Origin of the sequence: Aureimonas sp. Leaf454 (assembly GCF_001424685.1) — a bacterium.
GTDB lineage: Bacteria > Pseudomonadota > Alphaproteobacteria > Rhizobiales > Rhizobiaceae > Plantimonas.
Genome location: NZ_LMQT01000019.1, coordinates 214,257 through 240,651 on the forward strand (window position 1 = coordinate 214,257; position 26,395 = coordinate 240,651).

General features: G+C 67.0%; 27 protein-coding genes. 12 read left to right on the plus strand and 15 right to left on the minus strand.

The window, feature by feature from the left end; genetic code table 11:
* Positions 1-281: 281 nt before the first annotated feature.
* Complete coding sequence (locus ASG43_RS12460) at positions 282-3,236, plus strand: ribonuclease E/G (protein WP_056505240.1); 2,955 nt, start codon at positions 282-284, stop codon at positions 3,234-3,236.
* A gap of 87 nt (positions 3,237-3,323) precedes the next feature.
* Here ASG43_RS12460 and ASG43_RS12465 read toward each other — a convergent pair whose 3' ends face one another.
* Entirely contained in the window at positions 3,324-4,493 is a 1,170-nt protein-coding gene (locus tag ASG43_RS12465) for an aminotransferase class I/II-fold pyridoxal phosphate-dependent enzyme (RefSeq protein ID WP_056505243.1), read from the minus strand.
* 160 nt (positions 4,494-4,653) lie between these two features.
* On the opposite strand from ASG43_RS12465, the gene ASG43_RS12470 reads away from it, so the two are divergent.
* The 5 genes from ASG43_RS12470 to aat all read left to right on the plus strand — a co-directional run bounded on the left by ASG43_RS12470 (position 4,654) and on the right by aat (position 9,566).
* Positions 4,654-6,012 carry a M48 family metalloprotease gene (locus ASG43_RS12470; RefSeq protein WP_056505246.1) on the plus strand — a complete coding sequence of 453 codons (1,359 nt, stop codon included), beginning with the start codon at positions 4,654-4,656 and terminating at the stop codon, positions 6,010-6,012.
* A 46-nt stretch (positions 6,013-6,058) separates the two neighbouring features.
* Complete coding sequence (locus ASG43_RS12475; RefSeq protein WP_156386671.1) at positions 6,059-6,814, plus strand: DsbA family protein; 756 nt, start codon at positions 6,059-6,061, stop codon at positions 6,812-6,814.
* A gap of 223 nt (positions 6,815-7,037) precedes the next feature.
* Complete coding sequence (accB, locus tag ASG43_RS12480) at positions 7,038-7,526, plus strand: acetyl-CoA carboxylase biotin carboxyl carrier protein (RefSeq protein WP_056505250.1); 489 nt, start codon at positions 7,038-7,040, stop codon at positions 7,524-7,526.
* A gap of 8 nt (positions 7,527-7,534) precedes the next feature.
* Complete coding sequence (gene accC / locus ASG43_RS12485; protein ID WP_056505254.1) at positions 7,535-8,884, plus strand: acetyl-CoA carboxylase biotin carboxylase subunit; 1,350 nt, start codon at positions 7,535-7,537, stop codon at positions 8,882-8,884.
* 7 nt (positions 8,885-8,891) lie between these two features.
* Positions 8,892-9,566, plus strand: coding sequence for a leucyl/phenylalanyl-tRNA--protein transferase (gene aat, locus ASG43_RS12490; RefSeq protein ID WP_056505255.1), 675 nt, complete (start codon positions 8,892-8,894; stop codon positions 9,564-9,566).
* Here aat and ASG43_RS23555 read toward each other — a convergent pair.
* From ASG43_RS23555 to ASG43_RS12545, 11 genes are all read right to left on the minus strand, one after another.
* A complete protein-coding gene (locus ASG43_RS23555; protein WP_244488083.1) occupies positions 9,506-10,147 on the minus strand; it encodes a DUF2155 domain-containing protein in 642 nt (213 codons plus the stop codon). The two genes, aat and ASG43_RS23555, sit on opposite strands and share 61 nt — an antisense overlap.
* Before the next feature lie 142 nt (positions 10,148-10,289).
* Entirely contained in the window at positions 10,290-10,670 is a 381-nt protein-coding gene (locus ASG43_RS12500) for an NADH:ubiquinone oxidoreductase subunit NDUFA12 (RefSeq protein WP_056505856.1), read from the minus strand.
* A gap of 89 nt (positions 10,671-10,759) precedes the next feature.
* Positions 10,760-11,338 carry an isoprenylcysteine carboxylmethyltransferase family protein gene (locus ASG43_RS12505; protein WP_156386672.1) on the minus strand — a complete coding sequence of 193 codons (579 nt, stop codon included), beginning with the start codon at positions 11,336-11,338 and terminating at the stop codon, positions 10,760-10,762.
* 142 nt (positions 11,339-11,480) lie between these two features.
* Positions 11,481-11,981, minus strand: coding sequence for a GNAT family N-acetyltransferase (locus tag ASG43_RS12510; RefSeq protein ID WP_056505260.1), 501 nt, complete (start codon positions 11,979-11,981; stop codon positions 11,481-11,483).
* Positions 11,978-13,477 carry an Asp-tRNA(Asn)/Glu-tRNA(Gln) amidotransferase subunit GatB gene (gene gatB, locus ASG43_RS12515; protein WP_056505264.1) on the minus strand — a complete coding sequence of 500 codons (1,500 nt, stop codon included), beginning with the start codon at positions 13,475-13,477 and terminating at the stop codon, positions 11,978-11,980. Before gatB ends, ASG43_RS12510 begins: the two co-directional genes overlap by 4 nt.
* A gap of 283 nt (positions 13,478-13,760) precedes the next feature.
* A complete protein-coding gene (locus ASG43_RS12520; protein WP_056505267.1) occupies positions 13,761-14,006 on the minus strand; it encodes a hypothetical protein in 246 nt (81 codons plus the stop codon).
* A 45-nt stretch (positions 14,007-14,051) separates the two neighbouring features.
* Positions 14,052-14,327: a chorismate mutase gene (locus tag ASG43_RS12525; protein ID WP_056505270.1), complete on the minus strand. Its 276-nt coding sequence runs from the start codon at positions 14,325-14,327 to the stop codon at positions 14,052-14,054.
* Between the two features lie 50 nt (positions 14,328-14,377).
* Positions 14,378-15,859, minus strand: a complete 1,482-nt coding sequence (gene gatA / locus ASG43_RS12530; RefSeq protein WP_056505273.1) for an Asp-tRNA(Asn)/Glu-tRNA(Gln) amidotransferase subunit GatA — start codon at positions 15,857-15,859, stop codon at positions 14,378-14,380.
* Positions 15,856-16,335 carry a GNAT family N-acetyltransferase gene (locus ASG43_RS12535; RefSeq protein WP_056505276.1) on the minus strand — a complete coding sequence of 160 codons (480 nt, stop codon included), beginning with the start codon at positions 16,333-16,335 and terminating at the stop codon, positions 15,856-15,858. The genes gatA and ASG43_RS12535 overlap by 4 nt, the downstream gene beginning before the upstream one ends.
* Positions 16,332-16,619, minus strand: coding sequence for an Asp-tRNA(Asn)/Glu-tRNA(Gln) amidotransferase subunit GatC (gatC, locus tag ASG43_RS12540; RefSeq protein WP_056505281.1), 288 nt, complete (start codon positions 16,617-16,619; stop codon positions 16,332-16,334). Before gatC ends, ASG43_RS12535 begins: the two co-directional genes overlap by 4 nt.
* 108 nt (positions 16,620-16,727) lie before the next feature.
* Entirely contained in the window at positions 16,728-17,429 is a 702-nt protein-coding gene (locus ASG43_RS12545) for a metal-dependent hydrolase (RefSeq protein ID WP_056505284.1), read from the minus strand.
* 165 nt (positions 17,430-17,594) lie between these two features.
* Between ASG43_RS12545 and ruvX the strand changes: the two genes are divergently transcribed.
* The gene (gene ruvX, locus ASG43_RS12550; protein WP_056505285.1) at positions 17,595-18,077 is read left to right on the plus strand and encodes a Holliday junction resolvase RuvX; all 483 of its coding nucleotides are present in this window, start codon (positions 17,595-17,597) and stop codon (positions 18,075-18,077) included.
* Here ruvX and ASG43_RS12555 read toward each other — a convergent pair.
* Positions 18,026-18,379, minus strand: coding sequence for a DUF6105 family protein (locus tag ASG43_RS12555; protein ID WP_056505287.1), 354 nt, complete (start codon positions 18,377-18,379; stop codon positions 18,026-18,028). The genes ruvX and ASG43_RS12555 overlap by 52 nt on opposite strands.
* Positions 18,376-18,948 (minus strand): hypothetical protein, encoded by a 573-nt coding sequence (locus ASG43_RS12560; protein ID WP_056505290.1) that lies wholly within the window; start codon positions 18,946-18,948, stop codon positions 18,376-18,378. Before ASG43_RS12560 ends, ASG43_RS12555 begins: the two co-directional genes overlap by 4 nt.
* Positions 18,949-19,185: 237 nt before the next feature.
* Between ASG43_RS12560 and ASG43_RS12565 the strand changes: the two genes are divergently transcribed.
* From ASG43_RS12565 to dprA, 4 genes are read left to right on the plus strand one after another with little or no spacing between them, the layout of a single operon-like run.
* Positions 19,186-20,133, plus strand: coding sequence for an aspartate carbamoyltransferase catalytic subunit (locus ASG43_RS12565; protein ID WP_056505293.1), 948 nt, complete (start codon positions 19,186-19,188; stop codon positions 20,131-20,133).
* Entirely contained in the window at positions 20,130-21,446 is a 1,317-nt protein-coding gene (locus ASG43_RS12570; protein ID WP_056505296.1) for a dihydroorotase, read from the plus strand. Before ASG43_RS12565 ends, ASG43_RS12570 begins: the two co-directional genes overlap by 4 nt.
* A gap of 2 nt (positions 21,447-21,448) precedes the next feature.
* Positions 21,449-22,048 (plus strand): glycerol-3-phosphate 1-O-acyltransferase PlsY, encoded by a 600-nt coding sequence (gene plsY, locus ASG43_RS12575; RefSeq protein WP_056505301.1) that lies wholly within the window; start codon positions 21,449-21,451, stop codon positions 22,046-22,048.
* Complete coding sequence (gene dprA / locus ASG43_RS12580) at positions 22,045-23,184, plus strand: DNA-processing protein DprA (protein WP_056505303.1); 1,140 nt, start codon at positions 22,045-22,047, stop codon at positions 23,182-23,184. Before plsY ends, dprA begins: the two co-directional genes overlap by 4 nt.
* Here dprA and ASG43_RS12585 read toward each other — a convergent pair.
* Complete coding sequence (locus ASG43_RS12585) at positions 23,151-23,369, minus strand: hypothetical protein (protein ID WP_156386673.1); 219 nt, start codon at positions 23,367-23,369, stop codon at positions 23,151-23,153. The genes dprA and ASG43_RS12585 overlap by 34 nt on opposite strands.
* 257 nt (positions 23,370-23,626) lie before the next feature.
* Between ASG43_RS12585 and topA the strand changes: the two genes are divergently transcribed.
* Positions 23,627-26,395, plus strand: a complete 2,769-nt coding sequence (topA, locus tag ASG43_RS12590; protein ID WP_056505308.1) for a type I DNA topoisomerase — start codon at positions 23,627-23,629, stop codon at positions 26,393-26,395.

Consider the following 26,395-nt stretch of genomic DNA (forward strand, 5'->3'; position numbering starts at 1 on the left):
GCCCGGCAGTCGGGTGGATCGGTGCACCAGGTTTCATCGGTCGCCTCACGGCGGCCATCCAGTTGTCGCAGGTCGTTCAGCAGTGTCGCCAGCCATCATCGGATCATGGACGCTTCAGCCCGAGCCATACGAGCCTCGGCGCCGGCCCTCCGATGCCCACATCTTGGGACAAGCCGTGCAACGCCGCCCGAACGCCTTAGCGGACACGCCTCCCCCCGTATGGATCCGAGCGTCGAACGCCGGCTTACGCGCTGAGGCCGGTGTCCGGGAGTTCATGTTCCATGGCCAACAAGATGCTGATCGATGCGTCTCATCCCGAAGAGACGCGGGTTGTCGTCGTCCGGGGTAGCCGGATCGAGGAATTCGATTTCGAATCCGAGCACAAGAAGCAGATCAAGGGGAACATCTACCTCGCGAAGGTGACGCGGGTCGAACCCTCGCTCCAAGCCGCCTTCGTGGAATATGGCGGCAACCGCCACGGCTTCCTCGCCTTCAGCGAGATCCATCCCGACTATTACCAGATCCCCCAAGCCGACCGTCAGGCGCTGATGGAAGATGAGCTCGCCCGCGCCCAGGAAGAGGAAGAGGCCGAGGATCGCAAGGCGCGCGATCGCAGCCGTCGCGAAAGCCTGTCGCGGGCGCGCGGGTCGAACGGCGACAGCGTCTCCGAGGACGCCGCCTCCGAGGGCGAGGGCGACGCAGGCCAGGACGGCGACGACCTCTCCGAAAACGAGCACGAAGCACCCGAGCTGATCTCGGATGATTCCGGCCACGGCGAAGATGCGGGCACCGACGAAGCGTCCGACGGCGACAGCGATCGCGACGACGAGGGCGTCACCGAGATCAACGGAGACGGCGAGAGCAATTCGGAGAGCCCGTCCGGCCGTCGTCGCGGTGGACGCCGCTCGCGCTCGCGGGGGCGTTCCTCTTCGGGATCGAACGAGGACGAGGCCAAGGACGGCGACGAGGCCGAAGAGGTCGACCAGCTCGGCGCCGAGGACGCGATGGAGGAAGTTCCCGTCCGCCAGCCGCGTGCGCCCCGCAAGCAGTACAAGATCCAGGAGGTCATCAAGCGCCGCCAGATCCTGCTCGTTCAGGTCGTCAAGGAAGAGCGCGGCAACAAGGGCGCGGCCCTCACCACCTATCTGTCGCTCGCCGGCCGCTATTCGGTCCTCATGCCGAACACGGCGCGCGGCGGCGGCATCTCCCGCAAGATCACCAATGTCGCGGACCGCAAGCGCCTGAAGGAAGTCGCCAAGGAGCTCGAGGTCCCGCGCGGCATGGGCATCATCCTGCGCACGGCCGGCGCCATGCGCACCAAGGCCGAGGTGAAGCGCGACTACGAGTATCTGATGCGCCTCTGGGAAACCGTGCGCAGCCTGACGCTGTCCTCGACGGCGCCGACCCTCGTCTACGAGGAAGGCAGCCTGATCAAGCGCTCGATCCGCGACCTCTACAACAAGGACATCGACCAGGTTCTCGTCGCCGGCGAAAACGGCTACCGCGAAGCCAAGGACTTCATGCGGATGCTGATGCCGAGCCAGTCCAAGGTCGTGCAGCCCTACCGCGATCCCGTTCCGATCTTCGCGCGCGGCGGCATCGAGGCGCAGCTCGACAAGATGCTGCAGCCGCATGTCACGCTGAAGTCGGGCGGCTACATCATCATCAACCAGACCGAGGCCCTCGTCGCCATCGACGTCAATTCCGGCCGCTCGACGCGCGAGCATTCGGTCGAGGACACCGCCTTCCAGACGAACATGGAAGCGGCCGAGGAGGTCGCGCGCCAGCTGCGCCTGCGCGATCTCGCCGGCCTCATCGTCATCGACTTCATCGACATGGACGAGAAGCGCAACAACCGCGCCGTCGAGAAGAAGGTGAAGGAGTGCCTCAAAGACGATCGCGCCCGCATCCAGGTCGGCCGGATCTCGCATTTCGGCCTGATGGAGATGAGCCGCCAGCGCATCCGCGCGAGCGTTCTCGAATCGACGACGCAGCCCTGCCCCGTTTGCGACGGCGTCGGCCACATCCGCTCCAACTCCTCGCTGGCGCTTCACGTCGTGCGTGCGGTCGAAGAGCATCTCCAGAAGCAGGACACGCACGATCTCGTCGTGAAGGTGCCGACGGCGACGGCCCTCTACGTCCTCAACGAGAAGCGCGCGCGCATCGAGGAACTCGAGCGCCATCACGGCGTCCGGATCATCGTTCAGGCCGATGACAGCCACGGGCATCAGCACTGCGCGATCGAGCACGGTGCGGAAGCCGTTCGCCGCGAGCCGCGGCTCGAGGTCGTCAATCCTCTGTCCATCATGGTCGACGAGATCGATGAGGACGAGATCGAGGACGCCGAGGTCGAGGACGTCGTCGCCGCCGAGACGGTCGAAGCCGACGCAGAGACCGCGTCCTCCGACGAATCCAGCGAAGACCGCAACCGCCGCAAGCGTCGTCGCCGGCGTCGGCGCGGCGGCTCCGACAGCGCCGACGCCGGCGAGACGGAAAGCGGGGACGTCGAAGCGTCCGGCGACGATCGTCTCGACGTGATCGGCGCGGATGCTGCCGACGAGATCGGGGGCGAGGAGCAGGGCGAGACGATGTCCGCCGAGGACGCCGCCGCGGACGAGGAAAGCCGCAACCGCAAGCGTCGTCGGCGCGGTCGTCGCGGCGGACGGAAGACCCGCGAGGGAGAAGAGAGCGACGGCACGGCCGAGGGATCGGAGGACGAGATGTCGGCGGACGCCGTTTCGTCCGACGTCATCGCGGAGGCGCGTGAGGATGCGGCCGACGGCGTCGACGACATCGCTGCACCCGAAGCCCATCGCGGCGAAGAGCCCGGCGATGTGTCGAGCGACGAGGGCGCGGCACTCGCCAACGTGCTTGTTGCCGGCATCGTTTCGGAACCGGTGGCCGAGACCGTCGCGGACGATGTCGCGGCCGACGAGGCCGAAGCGGCAGCCGTCGATGACGTGACCGACCTGCAGCCCGCGCCCGCTACGGCTCAATCTGCTGTCGAAGAACCCGAGGCGACGGAAGAGCTTTCCGTGCCGGAGGCCGTCCCGCATGAGGAGACCGCGACGGTTGCGGAAGCCTCGGTCGAGAGCGTGGAGCCGGCAGTGGAAGCGGCGGCGGAGGCACCCGCACCCGTTCTTCCGCGCGAGCCTCAGTTGACGACCAGCGACGGCGAGGTCGAGGAAACCAAGCCGAAGCGCACGGGATGGTGGGCGAAGAAGAGCTTCTTCTAAAGATCCTCGCGCGGCTGGAATCGAAAAGGGGAGCGACTGGGTCGCTCCCCTTTTTTCGTTTGTCCACAAAGGGTCTGGGCGGGATCGTCAAACCTCCAGGTGAGATGCGATCCGCCTGATGGCCTCGTCGAGCGACGCCGGATCGCAGGCATAGGATATCCGCACGAAGGCTTCGCCGCGCCGTGTGTCGAAGTCGATGCCGGGCGTCAACGCGACGTGACATTCCTCCAGCAAACGGCGCGCGAAGCTGGTCGAGTCGCCCTGCCCGTCCGGTACGCGCGCATAGGCGTAGAAGGCCCCGTCGATGGGGGCCAGATCGCGAAAGCCGAGATCGGGCAGGCAGGCGGCCAGACGATCGCGGTTGCGCCGATAGCTGTCGCGAACCGGCAGAAGATCGGGCGCTGCGTCGAGCACGGCCTCGGCCGCCACCTGGCTGAGTTCCGGAGCGGAAATGTAGAGGCTCTGCCCGATGCGCTCGCAGGGACGCACGAGGTCTTCCGGCAGAACGAGCCAGCCGATACGCCAGCCTGTCATGCAGTAGAATTTGGAAAAGGAATTCACGACGATCGGCTCCGCCGAAAACTCGAGCGCCGTCGTGTCGCGCTCGCTGTAGACGAGACCGTGATAGATCTCGTCGGAAACGAAGCGAATGCCGGCGTCCTGCGAGAAGGCGACGAGGCGCGCGAGCTCGGCGCGCGGCGTGACCGTGCCCGTCGGATTGGCGGGGCTTGCGACGAGGACACCGTCGAGCGGCTTCTGCCGATGGGCCCGTGCGAGATGATCGGCGTCGAGAACGTAGCCGCAGGCGGCGTCCACCTCGATCTCCACCGGTTCGATCCCCAAGGCCCGCAGGATGTTGCGGTAGGCGGGATAGCCCGGCGAGGCGATGGCGACGCGATCGCCGACATCGAAGGCAGCGAGAAAGGCGAGATTGAAGCCCGCCGACGAGCCGGTCGTGATCATGATACGCCGGGCTGGAACGTCCTGTCCGTACATGTCGGCATAATGGCGCGAGAGGCGCTCGCGAAGCGAGGCTCTGCCGAGCGCATCGGTGTAGCCGACGCGGCCGTCCGCCAAAAGCCGGGACGCAGCCTCGATCGCGACTCGCGGTGCGGGAGCGGCGGGTTGTCCGACGGCCAGCGAGATCACGTTTTCGCCCCGAGCGATCATGCGATTCGCCTCGGACAGGACATCCATGGCGCGAAACGGATCGACCGCCGAGCGGCGCGATGCCCTCCAGATCCGGCTGGGCTCCATGATCGTCCTCCTTCGTGCTATCCAGACGGAACGGCAAGCATGCGCCGACCGTCCTTGCGCCTCACAATCGCCGGAATGGAGTGTGGAGACGGACCGGTCCGAATGGATGCCGGCATCTTGGCAAGCCGGGGCCTCCGGCTGCGGGAACGAGAGAAACCTGATGATCGCTCGCTTGACAACCTGCATCGTCACCTGCGCGGCGCTTCTTCTCGCGCCGATCCCGGCTCAATCCGCGCCGACCCAGCGCAACAACGTCCCCGTCGTCCGCGATGCCGAGATCGAAGGTCTGGTGAAGGATTATACGGTGCCGATCCTCCGGGCCGCGGGCCTCTCGCGCTCGGGAGTCCAGATCGTCCTCGTGAACTCGACCGAATTCAACGCCTTCGTGTCGGGTCGCCGCATCTTCGTCAACACCGGCACCATCCTTGGCTCGGAAACGCCGAACGAACTGATCGGCGTCATCGCGCACGAGGTCGGCCATCTCGCCGGCGGGCACCAGCAGCGCCTGCGCGATCAGCTGGAGACCGCACAGCGCATCGCCCTCATCGCTGGCATTCTCGGCGCCGGCGCGGCGGTCGGCGGAGCCATCGCCGGCTCGTCCGGCATCGCGCGGGCCGGCTCCGGCATCATGGCCGGCGGCGGCACCGTGGCGGCGCGCGGCCTCATGTCCTACCAGCGCTCCGAAGAGATCACGGCGGATCGCTCGGCGCTGGTTTATCTCGAAAAGACAAAGCAGTCGGCGAAAGGCCTCATCCAGAGCTTCGAGGGGCTGGACCGCGCGAACCTCCTCGCCGGCGTCTCGCCGAACCGCTACATCTCCTCCCACCCTGCGCCGCGCGACCGCATCGCGCGTCTGGAGGTCCTCGCCCGCGAGAGCCCCTATTTCGACAAGCCGGACGATCCGGCCTTCCAGCTCCGACACGACCTCGCCCGAGCGAAGATCGCGGCCTATGCCGGCAACACGACCGCGCTCCGCCAGATGTTCTCCAAGGACCCGCGCGGCCTCGCTGCGACCTATGGAGACGCCATCGCAGCCCATCTGTCGGGATCGCCGGCGGTCGCGCTGAAGAAGATCGACGCGCTCATCGCGCAATCGCCCAAAACGCCCTGGTTCCACGAGATCCGGGGGGAGGTCCTGATGGAAGCGGGTCGTTCCAAGGAGGCCGCCGATGCGTTCGCGAAGGCCGCCAAGCTCGACGCCAGCGGCTCCGGCCTGATCGCGGCGTCGGTCGGCCAGGCGCTCGTGACGGGCGGCGACCCCAAGCAGATGAAGACGGCGATCCAGCAGATCCGAAAGGGATTGGCGGCGGATCCCTCCAACTCGACGGCCTACCGGTTTCTGGCTATGGCCTATCATCAGCTCGGCGACGTCGCCTCCGCGGAGCTTGCGACGGCCGAGGGCTACTGGCATGGCGGCGCCATCCGCGACGCCAAGCTCTTCGCGGCGCGCGCGCAGCTGAAGCTGAAGCCCGGCAGCCCGCAATGGCTGCAGGCCGAGGACATCATCAGCGCTCGCTGACGAGGTCGCAGCTGCAGTCGAGACTGACATCGAAAAGGACCACGACGTGAACGCCAGACTGATCCGCACCGCCTTGGCGCTCTCCCTTCTCGGCGCGTCCGCATGGCCCGTTCTCGCGGTGACGGACGGGGAGCGGGGCGACATCGAAGGCGTCGTTCGGGACTACCTCATCCGTAATCCCGAGGTGCTGCTGGAGGCGATGGACGCTCTGGAGGCCAAGCGCGCCGTCAAGGATGTCGCCGAACAGAAGGCCGCGATCGCCTCGGCCGGACCCACGCTCTATGCGACGCCCGCGGGAACCACTCTCGGCAACCCGGCGGGCGACGTCACCGTGGTCGAGTTCTTCGACTACAATTGCGGCTACTGCAAACGCGCGCTGGCCGACATGGAGGGCCTGCTGGAAAAGGATACGAAGATCCGCTTCGTCCTCAAGGAAATTCCGGTCCTCGGCGACGAATCGGTCGCAGCCAGCCATGTCAGCCTCGCCTTCCGCCACCTCGCGCCCGAACGCTACGGCGACTTCCACCGCAAGCTCCTGGGGCTGCGGGGTGTCGCCAACGAAGACAGCGCCATCGCCGTCGCCGAGGAAATGGGTATCGACGACGCGGCCCTGCGCGCCGCCATGGCGTCGCCCGAGGTCGAGGCGGCGATCGCGGAGAACACCCGGCTCGCCGGGCTCCTCAAGATCAACGGCACGCCGTCCTACGTCGTCGGCGGCGAGGTGGTGCCCGGCGCGATCGGGCTCGAAGGGCTGGCTGCCAAGATCGAGAATGTGCGGACCTGCGCCAGCGCATCCTGCTGAAAGATCGATCCGCTTTGGAACGGCATGGCTTTGCGCGGCGTTCGCGCCGGGCTATACGGCGCACTCCATCATTCCGGCAGCGCAATTCGCACTGCGCCGCCTCGACCATCCCGGTGCCGCAACTCCCTGCGGGCCGCTTCGCAACTCAAGGCGACCGAGCACGTCGCCGACGCGGCGTCCGGGCCGCGTGCCGCACCTGCGGGATCGCCTTGGAAGGAACACCATGTCGCAGAAAGACGCCCCGATCGATCGCAGCCTCGTCCGCGAGCTCGCCGACATCCTGAACGATACGGATCTGACGGAGATCGAGGTCGAGCAGGGCTCGCTGCGCGTCCGCGTGTCTCGTCAGAAGGAATTCGCCGGCTACGCTCAGCAAATCCCCATGGGATATCCGATGCAGCAGGCACCCTATGCGGGCGCTGCGCCCCAGGCGCCGGCCGCCGCCCCCGCGGCAGCAGCCGCTCCGACCGGTCCCGAAATCGGCACCGTGCCCGCACCGATGGTGGGCACCGTCTATCTCGCGTCCGGTCCCGACGCGAAGAACTACGTTGAGGTCGGCCAGTCGGTCGCCGAAGGCGAGACGATCCTCATCATCGAAGCGATGAAGACCATGAACCAGATTCCCGCGCCGCGCGCCGGCGTCGTCAAGAAGATCCTCGTCGAGAACGCACAGCCCGTGGAATACGGCGAGCCGCTCGTGGTCATCGGGTGACCGGCCCGATGTTCAAGAAGGTCCTGATCGCCAATCGCGGCGAGATCGCCCTGCGCGTGCTGCGCGCCTGCAAGGAACTCGGCATCCAGACCGTCGCCGTCCACTCGACCGCCGACAACACGGCCATGCATGTCCGCCTCGCCGACGAGAGCGTTTGCATCGGTCCGCCGCCCTCGCGCGACAGTTATCTGAACATCCCGCAGATCGTCGCGGCCTGCGAGATCACGGGAGCCGACGCGGTGCATCCCGGTTACGGATTCCTGTCGGAGAACGCTCGCTTCGCCGATATTCTTGACGCGCACAACATCACGTTCATCGGTCCCACCGCCGACCACATCCGCATCATGGGCGACAAGATCGAGGCCAAGCGCACCGCGCAGCGTCTCGGCATCCCGGTCGTGCCCGGCTCCGACGGCGCCATCACCGAGGACGCCGAAGCCGTTCGCGTCGCGAACGAGATCGGCTTTCCCGTGATCATCAAGGCTTCCGCCGGCGGCGGCGGGCGCGGCATGAAGGTAGCGAAGACGTCGGCCGATCTGTCCGACGCCTTGTCCTCGGCACGGTCGGAAGCCGGCGCCGCGTTCGGCGACGACGCGGTCTACATCGAGAAATATCTGGAAAAGCCGCGCCACATCGAGGTTCAGGTCTTCGGCGACGGCGCGGGCCATGCGATCCATCTCGGCGAACGCGACTGCTCGCTGCAGCGCCGCCACCAGAAGGTCTGGGAAGAGGCCCGCTCGCCGGCCCTCACCGAGGAACAGCGTGCCCAGATCGGCAAGATCTGCGCCGATGCGATGAGCAAGCTCCAATACCGCGGCGCCGGCACGATCGAGTTCCTCTACGAGAACGGCGAGTTCTATTTCATCGAAATGAACACCCGCCTCCAGGTGGAGCACCCTGTGACGGAGGCGATCACCGGCATCGATCTCGTTCACGAGCAGATCCGCGTCGCGGCCGGACGCGGACTGTCGCTGACGCAGGACGAGGTCGTGTTCTCCGGACATGCCATCGAGTGCCGCATCAACGCGGAGGACCCCGCGACCTTCGCGCCCTCACCCGGCAAGATCACGCATTACTATCCGCCGGGCGGTCTCGGCGTGCGCGTCGATTCCGGCATCTACCAGGGCTATTCGATCCCCCCCTTCTACGACAGCCTGATCGGAAAGCTCATCGTCCACGGTCGCAGCCGGTCGGAATGCATGATGCGGCTGCGCCGGGCGCTGGACGAAATCGTGGTGGACGGCGTGAAGACGACGCTGCCGCTCTTCCTCGACCTCATCGAGAATCCGGACATCAAGCGCGGCGACTACGACATCCACTGGCTGGAGAAGCATCTCGCCGCCGGTCGCAAGGCCTGACGGCGAGATGGCGAGGAAGGCCGGGCGCTCGTTCGAGATCACGCCGGCGATTCTCCTCAAGGCCTATGCCTGCGGCATCTTCCCGATGGCGGAGACCGCGGACGATCGCTCGATCTTCTGGCTGGATCCGACGGAGCGGGGCATTCTGCCGCTCGACGCGTTCCATGTGCCGCGCAGCCTGCGCAAGACGATCCGCAAGGGCATCTTCGAGATTCGCATCGACACGGCCTTCGCGGCCGTCGTCGACGCATGCGCCGAGCCGACGCCGGATCGTCCGCAGACCTGGATCAATGCGGAGATCCGGCGGCTCTATCTCGAGCTTTTCCGGATTGGGCACGCACACAGCGTCGAGACCTGGCGTGACGGCCGCCTCGTCGGCGGGCTCTACGGGGTCAGCCTCGGCGCGGCCTTCTTCGGCGAGAGCATGTTCTCGCGCGAGACGGATGCTTCCAAGGTTGCGCTCGTGGCGCTCTGGGACTGCCTCGTTCGGGGCGGCTACACGCTTCTCGACACGCAGTTCCTCACGACGCATCTGGCGCGATTCGGAGCCCTGGAGATCGCGCGCGAAGACTACCAGAAGCGTCTGGAAGACGCCGTCGGACGCGAGGCCGTCTTCGCTCGTCAGCCGGCCGGAGGCGGAACCGACGTCTCCGATTTGCAGCCCTTCAACCAGACGTCGTAGATCGGGTGCTCCACGGCATTGAGGCCGGGAGAATCGGAAAACATCCAACCGGTGAAGATGCGCTTGATCTCGCGATCGAGCGTGATCTCGTTCACTTCGACGAAGGAATCCGTCTTCGGGGGCTCGCTCGGCGGGCTGGTGTAGCAGACCCGCGGCGTAACCTGCAGGGCGCCGAACTGAACCGTCTCGTCGACATAGACGTCGAACGACGTGATGCGGCCCGTGATCTTGTCGATCCCGGAGAACTCCGCGACCTTGTTCTTCAACCGCTCGGCCTTCACCGGAGGCGCTGGCACGCCCTCGACCGGCTGCGTGGCGGAGGGGTCGGCGGTCGACGGATCCGCAGGCGCCGTCTCGGGCTCGGCGGGTGGTGCGTCCGGATCGCTGTAGAACCCGTCGGGTACGCCATTCGCGCCGGGCGCGACATCGGGTTCGAACTCCAGCGGCGGCAGGCTCTGGCTTTCCACCGGAGCTTCGCCCGGAGGGACCTCGATCGGCGGAAGCTGATACTCCTGTGCCAAGACCGGCGCGACGAGCATCAAGAGCCCCGCGACCGCGATCCCGATCGGGCCTGTCTTCATCGTTGAATTCCTGCCGTCCCTCGGGCGTCGCCGCACCGCCACGAGGCTTCCGTCGCGCCGATCACCACCGGACGGCTGGAAGGCGTCGCGACCGAGCCCAGTCGGTTGCCCATCGCTGTGTTCGCCCGGTCGGGACTGCCGTTCAGGGCTGCCAAGCGTCGTAGTCGCCCGTGACACGCGGACGCTCGGCCGGGTTGAGCAACGATCCCTTCGGCCGATAGGCGCGGGCGGTGCCAGTGTGGTTGACCTCGTGCGCCTTCTGCCAGGGCTTGGCGACATAGGCCATGGCGCTCGGCGCGACATCGACCTTGTGGTGCATCCAGCCGTGCCAGCCGGGACCGATCGCCGAGGCGTCCGCAGGACCGTTGTAGATCACCCAGCGGCGAGACCCGTCGGCGTTCTGATAGTAGACGTTGCCGCGTTCGTCTTCACCCACGCGCTTGCCGAAGCGCCACGTGTGGAAGCGCGTGCCGATCGTCTGGCCTTGCCACCACGTAAAGATTTCGAGCAGCCACGTCTTCATCGCGTCCATTCCGAAGGTTTGGGGACTTATGGCCCCTGCCCCGTCGCTTGTCCACCCTTCGAAGCATGGGCCGGGATCGGTTTCCCTCGTCAGAGATAGCGCGGCACGCGTTCGAGATAGCGGCGATAGACGGGGCCGAAGCGCTCGGTCAGGCCGCGCTCCTCCGGCAGCACGACCATCCTGTGCAAGGCGGCGAACAACACGGGAAGGCAGAGCGCTGCCCACAAGCTGGCGGCGGCCATCGCGATCCCGGCAAAGAGCAGGATCATTCCGCAATAGATCGGATTTCGCGATCGCGCGAACGGCCCTTCGTCGAGGAGCACGGCCGCGGGCTCGTTGGCATCCTCGGTCGTCGCGTGGCGCTTCAACGTCTTCGAAGCCGCCTGCATCCACCATTCGGCTCCGAGCGCGACGGCGGCTCCCGCGAGCACCCATGGCCACGTCCGCGCCGGCGCAGCGGTCAACGGTTGGAGGGCCTCCAGGAGTGCCGCCAGAGAAAGGGCGTAGATGACGATGACGGTCGGCGACAGGCTCGGCCCCCCGATCATGGATCCGTTGGGCCGATCGGCGACGATCCGCCGGCGGAAAGCGCGCCGACGCATCAGGATCGCATGCGCCGCAAGGGCCGCCACGCCAAGACCCAGCACCGCAGTGGCATGAACGTTCACGGGGAAGCGACTCTTCGTTGCAGATCCAGATCCTCAGCCTAGCAGCTGTCGGTCGGCATCGCCCTTCCCATCGAACTTCAACCTTAACGTGGCGGAGCCGTCGAAGACGCGTCTTGCGACGCCCTCCGCCTTCCTCGTCGGATCAGAGCAGGGATTTCTCGTAGACGACGGCGGAAAGCCCCGAATCTTCGGCACCGCAGTTCTTCGTGTGTCCGATCGGCGAGAAGCCCTTGGCTTCGTAGAAGCCGACCGCCGCAAGATTGGCTTCCTCCACCTCGAGGCGAACGCGCTCGGCCTGGGGGAAGGCCGTCTCGATTTCGCGGAGAAGGTCGCTGCCGATGCCGTGCCCCTGACAATCCGGCCGGACGTAGAGCTGGTGCAACAACACGGACTTGCCGTCTGGTCCCGAAGCCGCGAAGGCCATGCCCCCGAGGCGCGTTCCGTCGTCGGCGACCAGAAACTCCGACGTCGGGCGCGTCAGCCTTGGCCGCAACGCGTCGAGCGAATGCCAGGACGCCGTGATCTCGGCCACCCGCTCGGGGCCATAGATCCCGTCATAGGTGGCATGCCACGTTTCCCGCAGGAGTGCGGAAACGGCCGCGAGATCGGCGGCGCTGGCCGTGCGAACGAAGAAGAGGGTCACTCAAGGCCCAGCTTGGCCTTGACGAGATCGTTCACGACGCCGGGGCTTGCCTTGCCGCCCATCGCGCGCATGACCTGCCCGACGAACCAGCCGGCCAGCGTCGGCTTGGCCTGGGCCTGCTTCGCCTTGTCCGGATTGGCCGCGATGATCTCGTCCACGGCCTTCTCGATCGCCCCGGTGTCGGTCACCTGCCGCATGCCGCGAGCCTCGACGATCTCGACGGGGTCGCCGCCTTCGGTCCAGACGATCTCGAAGAGGTCCTTGGCGATCTTGCCGGAGATCGTTTCCGCGCGGATGAGGTCGAGGATGCCGCCGAGCTGCGCGGCCGAAACCGGCGTCTCCTCAATGCCCTTCCCCGCCTTGTTCAGCGCGCCGAGAAGATCGTTGATCACCCAGTTGGCCGCCTGCTTGGCGTCTCGCCCACGGGCGAGATCCTCGAAGAAGTCGGCGATCGCCTTTTCCGAAACGAGAATCGAGGCGTCGTAGGCCGACAAGCCGCTGTCCGCGATCAGGCGGGCGCGTTTGTCGTCGGGAAGCTCCGGCAGGTGCCGGGCGAGCTCCGCGACATAGGCGGCGTCGAATTCGAGCGGCAGGAGATCGGGATCGGGGAAGTAGCGGTAGTCGTGCGCGTCCTCCTTCGAGCGCATGGCGCGCGTCTCGCCCTTCACCGGGTCGAAGAGGCGCGTTTCCTGGTCGATCGTGCCGCCATCCTCGATGATCGCGATCTGGCGCAGCGCCTCGGCTTCGATGGCCTGACCGACGAAGCGGATGGAATTGACGTTCTTGATCTCGCAACGCGTGCCGAACGCGTCGCCCGGACGGCGCACGGAAACGTTGACGTCGGCGCGCATGGAACCCTCGTCCATGTTGCCGTCGCAGGTGCCGAGATAACGAAGGATCGTGCGAAGCTTGGTCAGATAGGCCTTCGCCTCGTCGGCCGAGCGGATGTCGGGCTTCGACACGATCTCCATCAGCGCGACGCCGGAGCGGTTGAGATCGACGAGCGAGAGGGTCGGGCTCTGGTCATGGATCGACTTGCCGGCGTCCTGTTCCAGATGCAGCCGCTCGACGCCGACCTCGACCTCCTCGAACTCGCCCTTGGAATTCGGGCCGACGAGGACCTGCACCACGCCTTCCCCGACGATCGGGTCCTTGAACTGCGAGATCTGGTAGCCCTGCGGAAGATCGGGATAGAAGTAATTCTTCCGGTCGAAGACGGAGCGGTGCATGATCTCGGCCTTCAGGCCGAGACCCGTCCGGATCGCCTGCCGCACGCATTCCTCGTTGATCACCGGCAGCATGCCCGGCATGGCCGCGTCGACGAGGCTCACATGGTCGTTCGGCTCGCCGCCATAGGAAGCGGACGCGCCGGAGAAGAGCTTGGCTTCGGACAGGACCTGCGCATGGACCTCCATGCCGACCACGATCTCCCAGTCGCCGGTGGCGCCGGAGAGAAACTTCTTGGGATCGGGCGTGCGGGTATCGACGAGAGCCATGGCGACAAGTCCGGGTATCGATGCTGGGAACCTGCCCCTTGCGCTAGAGGAAAGCGCGGACGCGTTCAAGCGCGAGGGTCGAGGAGCGGCGATCGTCGGCGCGATTGCGCCGGGTTCTGACCGAGAAGGAGCAAGGCGGAAAACCTTCAGCCGACATCGATCGCGATCTTGGCGGACACGGGCCCTCGTGCCCGATCATCCCTCGTAGCCATGGCACATGATCAGGGCCGCGGAGCTCTCCAGCCGGCATTCCCGCAACACGCTGCGCCGCGACGCCGGCTGCTCAAGCGGGGCGCCGAAGAACCGCCGCGATGTCCACTCGCTCCTCGTCGAGCCCTTTCACTGCCACCCCTCGCCCGGCTCTGCGATACCAGTAGGCCGCGTTGCTCAGATCGCCTTCGAGGCGGTGGAGATGCGCGTGGATCCAGGCCGCGTCCGGGCCGTCGAGGGCCTGCACGATGCGGTGAGCGCCATCCCAGTCGGACGCTTCAAGACAGCGCAGGGCAGCTTCGATGCCGGGATCGGACATGGGCTCTCCGTTGCATCGAGGTCATGGCAAGGACCGAAGCCTCGCTCAAGCCGGATCTTCGCCGAGCCGCTTCTTCTCCTCGGCGATCGCGGCATCGACGATCCTCGTCCAGATATCTCCGTAGAGACCCGGATCAAGGTCGTGCGTTTGCGCAAGCCGGCGAACGTTGGCGATGACCTCCGCCACCCGCTCGGGAATTTCGGCGGGCAGCGCCAGATCGAGCTTCAGTTCGGCGGCGCGGTGAATGTAGCCGAGCCGAGCCGCGAAGAGGGCGACGAGCTCCGCGTCGATGCGATCGATCGCATGGCGCAGCTCCGTCATGTCCGCGCAGTCGGCGGGCGCTTTCCGGGCGGATGGCTCCACGGCGTCGCCTACCACCACTTCGCCGGTTCGAAGCGACCAGCGGCCTTTTCGATGACGTTGGCGACCGAGAAGAGCGTCTCCTCCTCGAAAGGACGCCCGATCAGCTGGAGGCCGAGCGGCGTGCCCTCGCCGGAAAGGCCCGCCGGCACAGCGAGGCCGGGAAGCCCGGCCATGTTCACGGTCACGGTGAAGATGTCGTTCAGATACATCTTCACCGGATCGGAGTTCATCTCCTCGTCGGCGATGCCGAAGGCGGCGGAGGGCGTCGCCGGCGTCAGCAGCGCGTCGATGCCGTCGGCATAGACCGCCTCGAAGTCCCGCCGGATGAGCGTGCGGACCTTCTGGGCGCGGATGTAATAGGCGTCGTAGTAGCCGGCCGACAGGACGTAGGTGCCGATCATGATGCGGCGCTTGACCTCGCGGCCGAAGCCGCTCGCGCGCGTCTTCTCGTACATGTCGGTGACGTCGCGACCGGGCACGCGCAAACCGTACCTGACGCCGTCGTAGCGGGCGAGGTTCGAGGAGGCTTCCGCGGGGGCGACGATGTAATAGGCGGGCAGCGCGTATTTGGTGTGCGGCAGGGAGACGTCGACGATCTCGGCGCCCGCCTCGCGCAACCACTGGATCCCGGCCTGCCAAACGCGATCGATCTCCGCCGGCATGCCGTCGACGCGATACTCGCGGGGGATGCCGATCCGCAGGCCCTTCACCGAACGACCGACGGAGGCCTCATAATCGGGCACGGGCCGGTCGACGGAGGTCGTGTCCTTCGGGTCGACCGAGGCCATGGATTTCAGAAGGATCGCGGCGTCGCGGACGTCGCGCGCGATCGGGCCCGCCTGGTCGAGCGAAGAGGCGAAGGCGACGATGCCCCAGCGCGAACAGCGCCCGTAGGTCGGTTTGATGCCGACGGTGCCGGTGAAGGCCGCGGGCTGGCGGATGGAGCCGCCGGTGTCGGTGGCCGTCGCGCCGGCGCACAGATGCGCCGCGACCGCGGCGGCCGAGCCGCCGGACGATCCGCCGGGAACGAGATCGACATCCGAGCCCGCGCGCCGCCAGGGATTCTTGACCGGACCGTAATAGCTCGACTCGTTGGACGAACCCATCGCGAACTCGTCCATGTTCAGCTTTCCGAGCATGACCGCGCCGTCCGCCCAGAGATTGGCCGTGACGGTCGATTCATAGCGCGGCTGAAAGCCGTCGAGAATGTGCGAGGCGGCCTGGGTGTGGACGCCCTCGGTCGCGAAGAGGTCCTTGATGCCGAGCGGGATGCCCTCCAGGGCGCCGGCCGAGCCGGAGGCCAGCCGGGCATCGGAGGCAGCCGCCATGGCGCGAGCCTTGTCCGGCGTCACCGCGACATAGGCGTTGAGCTCCCCGTTGGCGGCTTCGATCGCGCCGATATAGGCGTTCGTCAGGTCCGTGGCCGAGAAGGTCTTCGCCTTCAGCGCGTCGCGGGCTTCGGCGATCGTCAGGGCGGTGAGATCGGTCATGGTGCAAGCTTCTTGTCGTAGAATCGCGAAAAACCGGAATCGGGATAATCCAATACGGCGGTGCATTGCCGAAAACCATGGCGCTCGTAGATGCGCCAGGCTGCTTCGAACCCCACCGCTTCGCCGGTTTCCAGGACGAGACGGGTGATGCCAAGCTCTCTTGCCCGCGTCTCGATCCGCGCAAGGAGGCGCGAGCCGATGCGGGTGCCGCGCCGCTCGGGCCGCGTGAACATGCGCTTGACCTCGCCCACACCATGGTCGTGCGTCTTCAGCGAACCCATCGCGACCGCCCGACCGGCGGCATCGCGAGCCACGAAGACGGTCACGGAGGGATCGGCCATCTGCTCGGCGGTCAGCTGAAACTGGAACTGCGGGGGCGTGAGGGGACGCATCGTCGCGTTCAGCGCGGAGACCAGCGCGCGGACATCGTCCTGCAACGGCGTCTCCTGCGCGATGGCGATACCCTCGTCCGTCATTCCACGACCTTCGGCACGACGAAGAAATGGTCGTCGCGCGCCGGCGCGTTGGCGATGATGTCGTCGGCTTTCGCGCCGTCCGTGACGACGTCCTGGCGCTTTCGCATCTCCATGGGGATGACGGAGGTCATGGCTTCGACGCCGGACACGTCGACTTCGCCGAGCTGCTCGACGAAGCCCAGAATGGCGTTCAGCTCGCTCTCCATCGCAGCCACCTCCTCGTCCGTCACCGCGATCCGGGACAGGCGCGCAACACGGCGGACGGTCTGATGGTCGACGGACATGACGGCTCCGGCTTCTCGAAGTGTGGCGAGGCACGGAGATCGACCGGGCCTCTGACCCGGCCGCTATAGCCGCCCGCCCTCGGGGAGGCAACAAACCCCTCTGCGGGATCAGACCTCGAAGGGAACGTTCATCTGCGGCACCAGAACGCGGCCGCCGTCGCCTTCCATGGCCTCGATGAAGGCCGTCGGCTTCTGGTCGAGGATCGGGAACGTTCCCCAATGGACCGGGATGATCGTCTTGAAGTCGAAGTAGCGCCGGCAGGCGAGCGCCGCGACGGCACCGCCCATGGTGAAACGGTCGCCGACGGGAACCATCGCGATGTCGGGACGGTGCAGTTCCTGGATGAGCGCCATGTCTCCGAAAATGTCGGTATCGCCCATGTGGTAGACGGTCGGCCCGTTCGTGAAGTGAAAGACGAGACCGTTCGGCATTCCCAGATAGGTCGTCTCGCCCGCCTCGGAGATCGACGCCGAGGAATGGAAGGCCTGCGTCAGCGTCACGGAAAAGTCGTCGAACTTCATCGTGCCGCCGGTGTTGCCGGGCTCGACCTTGGCGACGCCCTTTCCGTGCAGCCACTGCGCCAGCTCGAAGGTCGCGACGACGCTCGCGCCGTGCCGCTGCGCCAGAGCCACGGTGTCGCCGACATGATCGGCATGTCCGTGGGTCAGGACGATGTGCGTCAGGCCCCTCGCAGCCGTTTCCAGATCGCCGTCGAAATGCGGGTTCCCCGTGAGAAAGGGATCGATCAGAATGACCGAGGCGCCGGCCTCGATGCGAAAGGCCGAATGGCCGAAATAGGTCAGTTTCACGATCGTCCCCTTCGGATGTCCGCGCGCGTTCGTTCGCCGCTTCGACAGGCGACGTGGTAATTGAGACCGTGGCGACGGGGGTCAAGTCGCGCCGCGACGATCCCTGACGCGGCGCACCGGTCGCGCGGCGCAGGCGCACAAGATCGCAGGACGAGGAGTGACATCATGGCGGTCGTCGACATCGCGCAATTGCAGGATCTTCTGCCGGGCGACCATTGCATTGCGGGACTCGACTTGGGATCGAAGACGATCGGCATCGCCGTGTCCGATCTCGGCTGGCGCTTCGCGACGCCACGCACGTTGATCCGCCGCGCGAAATTTACGGCGGATGCCGAGGCCCTGCTGCAGCTGCTTTCCAAGGAGCGGTGCGGCGCCATCGTGATCGGCCTGCCGCTGAACATGGATGGATCGGAAGGGCCCCGCGCGCAGTCGACGCGCGCCTTCGTGCGCAATTACCAGCGCCTGGACGAACGACCGATCGTCTTCTGGGATGAGCGTCTGTCGACGGTCGCAGCCGAACGCAGCCTCATCGGCGCGGACGTGTCCCGCAAGAAACGGGAGGGCCGCATCGATTCGGCGGCGGCGTCCTTCATTCTTCAAGGAGCCTTGGACAGGCTGTCCTCGCTGGCCGAGACAAGGTCGGCGTGAAAGACGGAGCGCCGATCGGCCTTGACGAGGCGCGCAGCCACGAAGCGCGCGATGGAGCGGTGCCGGCGCAGAACGATCAGGCCGAAGACGATGGCCGTGTCCACGACGAGCGCCTTGGCCACCATGCCCGGTATCGCGCCGGGATCGATGCCGAGAACGGCGCCGTAGGTTCCGAACACGCGATCGTAGAACACGCGGGAGAAGAACATCGAATCCGGCCCCAGATCGTTCGACGACGCGAAGTACCAACTCCAGAAGATCGCGATCGGCAGGAACCAGAAGGTGAAGAGGCCGCGGATCATCGGCGTCCGTGTCCGCTGCGAGTGTGCGAGGGCGTGTAGAGACGCGTCTGCCGGGCGAGGCTGTCCGCGATGGCCGATACGCTGGCCTCGAACTCCCGGTCGTCCTGCGCGTCGCCGGTGTCGACGAGACGGTCGAACAGGAGAGCCACGGCGCTGAGCGCCAAGGCGACCCAGACGAGGCTCGAACCGGGTTCGACGGGAAGGATCGGCAATCCGCTCGCCCGTGCGGCAACCGCCAGGATCGCGACGCCAGCAAGACCGCCGCCGATCAGCGTCTCGGCCCGGCCCGGATCGGCCGCCCGGGACCTGTGGATGACGTGCAATCCGCTCGCGAAGACGATCGCAAGGGTCGCGCAAACGAGTGCAAGGAGAGGCTGGAAGGACCCGTTCAGAGGTTCGAGCATCGGCCCCAGTCCGTCGAAATGCGACGCGATCCAGACCGGCCATCGACCGGACGCCGATGCCGCCAGCCCTCCGGACAGCGAGGCGTCGAGGAGGAGTTCGGCGGCGAAGACGCCGAGAAAACCCATCCAAGCGGCGGCCGCCGTGCTCGTCGCCAAGCGCTTCATGTGGGCTGCCCCCTGTTGGTGAAGAATGTCCTAACGCAGTTATCGGGCATCTCGGGAGAACGGCAACCGTTCACCCTTTGTTAACCTTAAGACGCGCCCGGCGTGCACAATGGCGCACGCGGCTTGCGCTCGGCGCGAGAATCCGGGCCGGCGCGTGACGGGCGCTCGGCGTCCTGCACGATCGACCGCGCTCGTCCTTGCCGCTGCGGCGGCTTTGACCTATGACCCGCCTTCGACATGGACATCTCCGCGCCCTTCCCTCACCGCCATCTTCTCGGCATCGCGGCCCTGTCGCCGCTCGAGATCGAACGGCTGATCGACCTCGCCGAAGCGGAGGTCGAATGGGGCCGACGAGCGGACAAGAAACGCTCCGTGCTGAAGGGCCGGACGCAGATCAACCTCTTCTTCGAAGCCTCGACGCGCACCCAGGCCTCGTTCGAGCTCGCGGGCAAGCGACTTGGCGCGGACGTCATGAACATGTCGGTCGGCAATTCGTCGTTGAAGAAGGGCGAGACGCTGATCGACACGGCGATGACGCTGAACGCGATGCATCCCGACATCCTCGTCGTGCGCCACCATGCGGCCGGCGCCGTCGCTCTGCTCGCGCAGAAGGTCGGCTGCGCCGTGATCAATGCCGGCGACGGGGTTCACGAGCATCCGACCCAGGCGCTTCTCGACGCGCTGACGATCCGGCGCCACAAGGGCCGAATCGCGCGCCTGACGGTCGCGATCTGCGGCGACGTGCTGCACAGCCGCGTCGCGCGGTCCAACATCCTCCTCCTCAACGCGCTCGGTGCGCGGGTCCGCGTCGTCGCACCCTCGACGCTGCTGCCCTCCGGCATCGAGCAGATGGGCGTCGAGGTCTTCCGGCGCATGGACGAGGGCCTGAAGGATGCGGACGTCGTGATGATGCTTCGTCTGCAGCGCGAGCGGATGGCCGGTTCCTTCGTGCCGTCGGTGCGGGAATACTTTCGCTATTACGGGCTCGACGACGTGAAGCTCGCCTATGCCCGGCCGGACGCGCTCGTCATGCATCCCGGCCCGATGAATCGTGGCGTCGAGATCGCGTCGGAGGTGGCGGACGGACCGCAGAGCGTGATCGAGGAGCAGGTGGAGATGGGCGTCGCGGTGCGCATGGCGGTGATGCAGGCGCTCCTGCCGCGCGGCGCTGGAGACGCGGCATGAGTGCGCCCCGTCCGCTGGTCGTCGAGAACGCCCGGATCGTCGATCCCGCGCGACGGCTGGACGAGATCGGAACCATCGTCGTATCCGATGGCGTGATCCGGGCGGCCGGCGCGGACGCGCTCGGCCAGGGGCGGCCCGACGGCGCCGAGATCGTCGACGGAAGGGGGCTGCTCGCCCTGCCCGGCCTGGTCGACGCCCGGGTCTTCATCGGCGAGCCCGGCGGCGAGCACCGCGAGACGATCCGCTCGGCGAGTCGGGCCGCCGCGGCCGGCGGCATCACCTCGATCCTGACCATGCCGGACACGGACCCGGTGATCGACGATGCGGCCCTGGCGCAGTTCGTCATGCGCACGGCGCGCGAGACCGCCTTCGTCAACGTCTTCCCCGCAGCCGCCATGACGCGCGGGCTCGCCGGCCAGGAGATGACCGAGATCGGGCTTCTCACGGAGTCGGGCGTGCACGCCTTCACGGACGGCCGGCAGACGATCCGCAATTCCGGCCTGCTCCGGCGCATCATGACCTATGCGCGCGATTTCGACGCGCTGATCATGCACGAGACCCAGGACGCGGACCTCACCGGGTCCGGCGTGATGACCGAAGGGCTCCTAGCGTCCTGGCTCGGTCTGCCAACCGCACCGCGGGAAGCCGAGATCATCCCGCTGGAGCGAGACCTGCGCCTCGCCGCCCTCACCGGCTGCCGCTACCACGCGGCGAGCGTGTCGGTTTCGGCCTCGGCCGAGATCCTGCGCGCGGCCAAGCGCACGAACCGGCGCATCACGGCCGGGATCTCGATCAATCACCTGTCGCTGAACGAAAACGATGTCGGCGAGTACCGGACGTTCTTCCGACTGGTGCCGCCCCTGCGGGCGGAGGACGACCGGCTCGCCATGGTCGAGGCACTGGCGGACGGCACGATCGACATCATCGTGTCCTCCCACGATCCGCACGATGCCGACGGCAAGCGCCATCCCTTCGCGGAAGCCGAGGCCGGCGCGATCGGTCTGGAGACGCTGCTGCCCGCAGCGCTCCGGCTTCACCATTCCGGCGCCGTGCCGCTGATGCGCATCGTCGAGGCGATCACCTCGGCGCCTTCGGCGCTTCTGAAGCTCGATCGCGGAACGCTGAAACCCGGTGCCGTGGCCGATCTCTGCCTCGTGGATCCCGACGCGCCCTTCATCTACACCAAGGACCGGGTGCGCTCGAAATCGAAGAACACGGCCTTCGAGAACGCCCGTTTCCAGGGCGAGGTCTTGCGCACGGTGGTCGGGGGACGCACGGTGTTCCAGGCTGAGCGGGCGAACGGGACGGTTTGAGCATGGACGCATCGAACGCAGCTCTCGCGGCGCTTCTCTTCGTCGTCGGCTACTTTTGCGGTTCGGTCCCCTTCGGCCTCGTGCTGACGCGCGCCTTCGGCCTCGGCGATCTCCGCTCGATCGGCTCCGGCAATATCGGGGCGACGAACGCGCTGCGGACCGGCAACAGGACGCTCGCCGCCCTGACGCTTCTCTGCGACGTTCTGAAGGGCACGCTGCCGGTCGTGATCGGTTGGCAGTTCGGCGCGGCCGCCGCCATGGCGGCGGGTTTCGGCGCCTTCATCGGGCATCTCTTTCCGGTCTGGCTCCGCTTCAAGGGCGGCAAGGGCGTCGCCACCTATATCGGCGTCCTCCTCGGTTTCGCGCCGACCGGCGTCCTCGTCTTCGCCGCGGTCTGGCTTGCGATGGCCGCTCTTTTCCGCTTCTCCTCGCTGGCGGCGCTGGCCGCGACGCTCGTCGTCCCGGTCGTCTATGCCCTCGTCGGCAACGTGCCGGCCGCGATCCTCAGCGGCGTCCTGACGCTCCTCGTCTTCATCAAGCACCGGCCGAACATCGAACGGCTGCTCGCCGGCACGGAAGGGCGGATCGGAGCCAAGGGGTGAACCTTCCGGCGGGGCCGGCAGCAGGTCTGCGCCTCAACGACCAGCAGCGGATCGCCTGGCTGCGTCTGATCCGCAGCGAGAATGTCGGACCCATCACCTTTCGCGCCCTCATCAACCGCTTCGGCGGGGCCGAGGCGGCGCTGGAGGCCCTGCCGGACCTTGCGAGCCGCGGCGGCTCGAAGCGGCGCATCGCGATCGCCAGCCGCGAATCGGCCGAGACGGAAATCGCCGTGGCGACGCGTCTCGGCGCACGCTTCGTCTGTCTCGGCGAGCCGGACTATCCACCCGCCCTTCGCGCCGCAGACCCCGCGACGCCGGTCCTCGCCGTCATGGGGGACGCCGAGGTCCTCGGCCGCCCGTCGGTCGCGATCGTCGGCGCGCGCAACGCCTCGCTGGCGGGCGTCAAGTTCGCGGCCCATCTGGCCCGCGGGATCGGCGAAGGCGGCTTTGCGATCGTCTCCGGCGTGGCGCGCGGCATCGACGCGGCCGCGCACGAGGCCAGCCTCGCCACCGGTACGGTCGGCGTGTTCGCCGGCGGGCTGGATCGACCCTATCCTCGTGAAAACCGACCGCTGATGCGGCGCATCGTCGACGGGGGCGGCTGCCTCGTGTCGGAAATGCCGTTCGGCTGGGAACCGCGGGCCATCGATTTTCCGCGCCGGAACCGCATCGTCGCCGGGCTGTCGCTGGGTCTCCTCGTCGTCGAGGCCGCGATGCGCTCCGGCTCCCTGATCAGCGCGAGGCTGGCCGGCGAACTCGGCCGGCTCGTCTTCGCCGTGCCGGGCTCGCCGCTGGATCCGCGCGCCGCGGGTGCGAACCGGTTGCTGAAGGACGGCGCCATCCTGGTCACTGAGGCCGCCGATGTCATCGAGGCACTGTCGCCCCTCGTCGCAGGCGAGCGGCGCCGGCACGGGACTCCCCTGGAGGAAGCGGAGGATGTTGTGATGACGGAGGAGCCCAGCGATGGCGAACGCGAGCGCATTCTGGAAGCGCTGGGCCCGACGCCGATCGATCTCGACGACCTCCTCGCATTCACGGGCGCGTCGCCGGGTGCCGTTCAACTGGTGATTCTCGAGCTCGACCTCGCTGGACGGATCGAGCGTCATTCGGGCGGAAGGGTCTCGCTCGTCCCGTAAGGCGCGGCCGAGGTCGCGGGATCGCTAAGAACCATGACGAGCCGGTCGGATGCTTCCTTCAGCGCCATGTCGATGAGGTAGCGCAGGAAAGGCCCCCCGTCCGCACCTGCCAGGACCTTCAGCTGTTCCAGGAGTTCGCACACATAGTGCAGGTTGTCCGCCGCCCGGGAGCTCTCGTTCGACATGAATGGCCGTTCCCGGATGATGGTGGAGCCCTGCGCGAAGCGGAGACCTCGCGACCACATGTCCTATCGATTGCATCTTTTGGCAATACACATCTTTTGGTTGCAGGTCCGGCACGTGTCGCCTTGCGTGGCGGCACTTGACCGCTTCGCCTAGTCTGTCCATGTGAGGGCCCTGCGCGGCCGTCACCGCTTCAGCCCAGCCGACGCTCGGGCGCCGTTTTTCGCTGCGCCTTCGGACATACTAGGACGCTCCGCCCATGGACCTCGTCATCGTCGAGTCGCCCGCCAAAGCGAAGACGATCAACAAGTATCTCGGCTCGAACTTCAAGGTTCTGGCCTCCTATGGCCATGTCCGCGACCTCCCGGCCAAGGACGGTTCCGTTCTGCCGGACGACGACTTCTCGATGAGCTGGGAGGTCGCCAAGCTCAGCCAGAAGCGCCTGTCGGAGATCGCGGATGCCATGAAGAGCGCCGACGCCCTCGTTCTCGCGACCGATCCGGATCGCGAGGGCGAGGCGATCTCCTGGCACGTTCTGGAGGTGCTGCGGCAGAAGAAGGCGATCGGGAAGAAGCCGGTCAGCCGCGTGGTCTTCAACGCCATCACCAAATCGGCGGTGCTCGACGCCATGGCGAACCCGCGCCAGATCGACGTGCCGCTCGTCGACGCCTATCTCGCGCGCCGGGCTCTCGACTATCTCGTCGGCTTCACGCTGTCGCCGGTGCTCTGGCGCAAGCTGCCGGGTGCGCGTTCGGCGGGCCGGGTGCAGTCCGTGGCGCTGCGCCTCGTCTGCGAGCGCGAATCCGAGATCGAGCGCTTCAAGCCCCAGGAATACTGGAACATTTCCGCCCGGCTCGCGACGCCGCGACAGGAGGAGTTCACCGCGCGCCTCACCGGGTTCGCCGGCGACAAGCTGCAGCGTCTGTCCGTCGCCAATGGCGACCGCGCCGGCGCGATCCGCACCATGCTGGAGGACGCCCTCTATCGCGTCGCCTCCGTGGAGGCCAAGCCGACCAAGCGCAATCCCGGACCGCCCTTCACGACCTCGACCCTCCAGCAGGCCGCCTCCGCCAAGCTCGGCTTCTCGGCTTCGCGCACGATGCAGGTCGCGCAGAAGCTCTACGAGGGCATGGACCTCGGCGGCGAGACGGTCGGCCTCATCACCTACATGCGGACCGACGGCGTGCAGATCGCGCCGGAAGCGATCACCGACGCACGGACCGCCATCGGCGACACGTTCGGCCCGCGCTACGTGCCGGACAAGCCGCGCGTCTACACATCCAAGGCGAAAAACGCCCAGGAAGCCCACGAAGCCATCCGTCCGACGTCGTTCGCTCGGCATCCCAAGGACGTGGAGGCCTATCTCGACCGCGATCAGGCCCGTCTCTACGAACTGATCTGGAAGCGGACGATCGCGAGCCAGATGGCCGCCGCCGACATCGAGCGGACGACGGTCGAGATCGAGGCGAAGAACGGTTCCGAGGTCGCGACCTTGCGGGCCACCGGCCAGGTCGTGCGTTTCGACGGTTTTCTCGGCGCCTATGTGGATCACCGCGAGGAGGACGTCGCGCCTCTGGCGGACGATGAGGACGATTCGGCGCGCTTGCCGCGGATCGAACAGGGCGAGACGGCCGACAAGCGCGAGGTCGCCGCGACGCAGCATTTCACCGAGCCGCCGCCGCGCTACTCGGAAGCCTCGCTGATCAAGAAGATGGAGGAGCTCGGCATCGGCCGTCCCTCGACCTATGCCGCGACTCTCCAGACGCTGCAGGACCGGGAATACATCGTCAACGACAAGCGCAAGCTGATCCCCGATTCGAAGGGGCGGCTGGTGACGGCCTTCCTCCACAACTTCTTCGAGAAGTACGTGGAGTACGATTTCACCGCGGATCTCGAGTTGAAGCTCGATCGAATCTCGGCGGGCGAACTCGCCTGGAAGGACGTGCTCCGGGAGTTCTGGACGGATTTCTCGAGCCATGTCGACGGCACCAAGGAGCTTCGCGTCACCGACGTCCTCGACGCGCTGAACGAGGAACTCGCGCCGCTCGCCTTTCCGCCGAAGGAGGACGGCGGCGATCCTCGCCTGTGTCCCCGCTGCAATTCCGGGCAGCTCAGCCTGAAGCTCGGCAAGTTCGGCGCCTTCGTCGGCTGTTCGAACTATCCCGAATGCGGCTTCACGCGACAGCTGGGATCCAATCTGTCGGCCGAAGCGGCCGACGGCGGTTCCGACGAGCCGAAGATGCTGGGCGTCGATCCCGACACATCGGAACCGGTGACGCTGCGTTCGGGCCGGTTCGGGCCCTATGTCCAGCGGGGCGACGGTAAGGAAGCCAAGCGGTCCTCGCTGCCGAAGGGCTGGCTCGTCTCCGAAATCGACTTCGAGAAGGCGATGCAACTCCTGAAGCTGCCGCGGGAGGTGGGTCTGCATCCCGAGACCGGCAAGCCGATCCTGGCGGGCCTCGGTCGCTACGGCCCGTTTCTCCAGCACGACGGCGCCTATGCCAACCTGGAGACGATCGAGGACGTCTTCACGGTCGGCCTCAACCGCGCGGTGACGGTGATCGCGGAGAAGAAGGAGAAGGGGGCGCGGCGCGGCACGCCCGAGCCCATCGCGACGCTTGGCGAGCACCCGACCATCGGCGGTCCGATCACGGTTCGCGAAGGGCGCTTCGGCCCCTATGTGAACGCGGGCAAGATCAATGCCACGCTGCCGAAGGCCAAGGATCCCGCCAGCGTCACGCTCGAAGAGGCGATCGTGCTTCTGAACGAGCGGGCGGAGAAGACCGGAAAGACGCCGAAGCCGGCCAAGGCCGGCGCCAAGAAGGCGTCCAAGTCGGAGGCGGACGGCGAGGACAAGCCCGTCAAGGCGGCCTCCGCGGCCAAGTCCAAGACTGCCGCGAAGCCGAAGGCGGCGGCGAAGCCGAAGGCGAAACCGGTCGAGGCCGCGCCCCCCGCGCCCGTTCGCGCGCCGCCTCAGACGACCTTGATCAAGGCACCCAAGAAGGTCGCCAAGCCGGCAGCGGAGTAA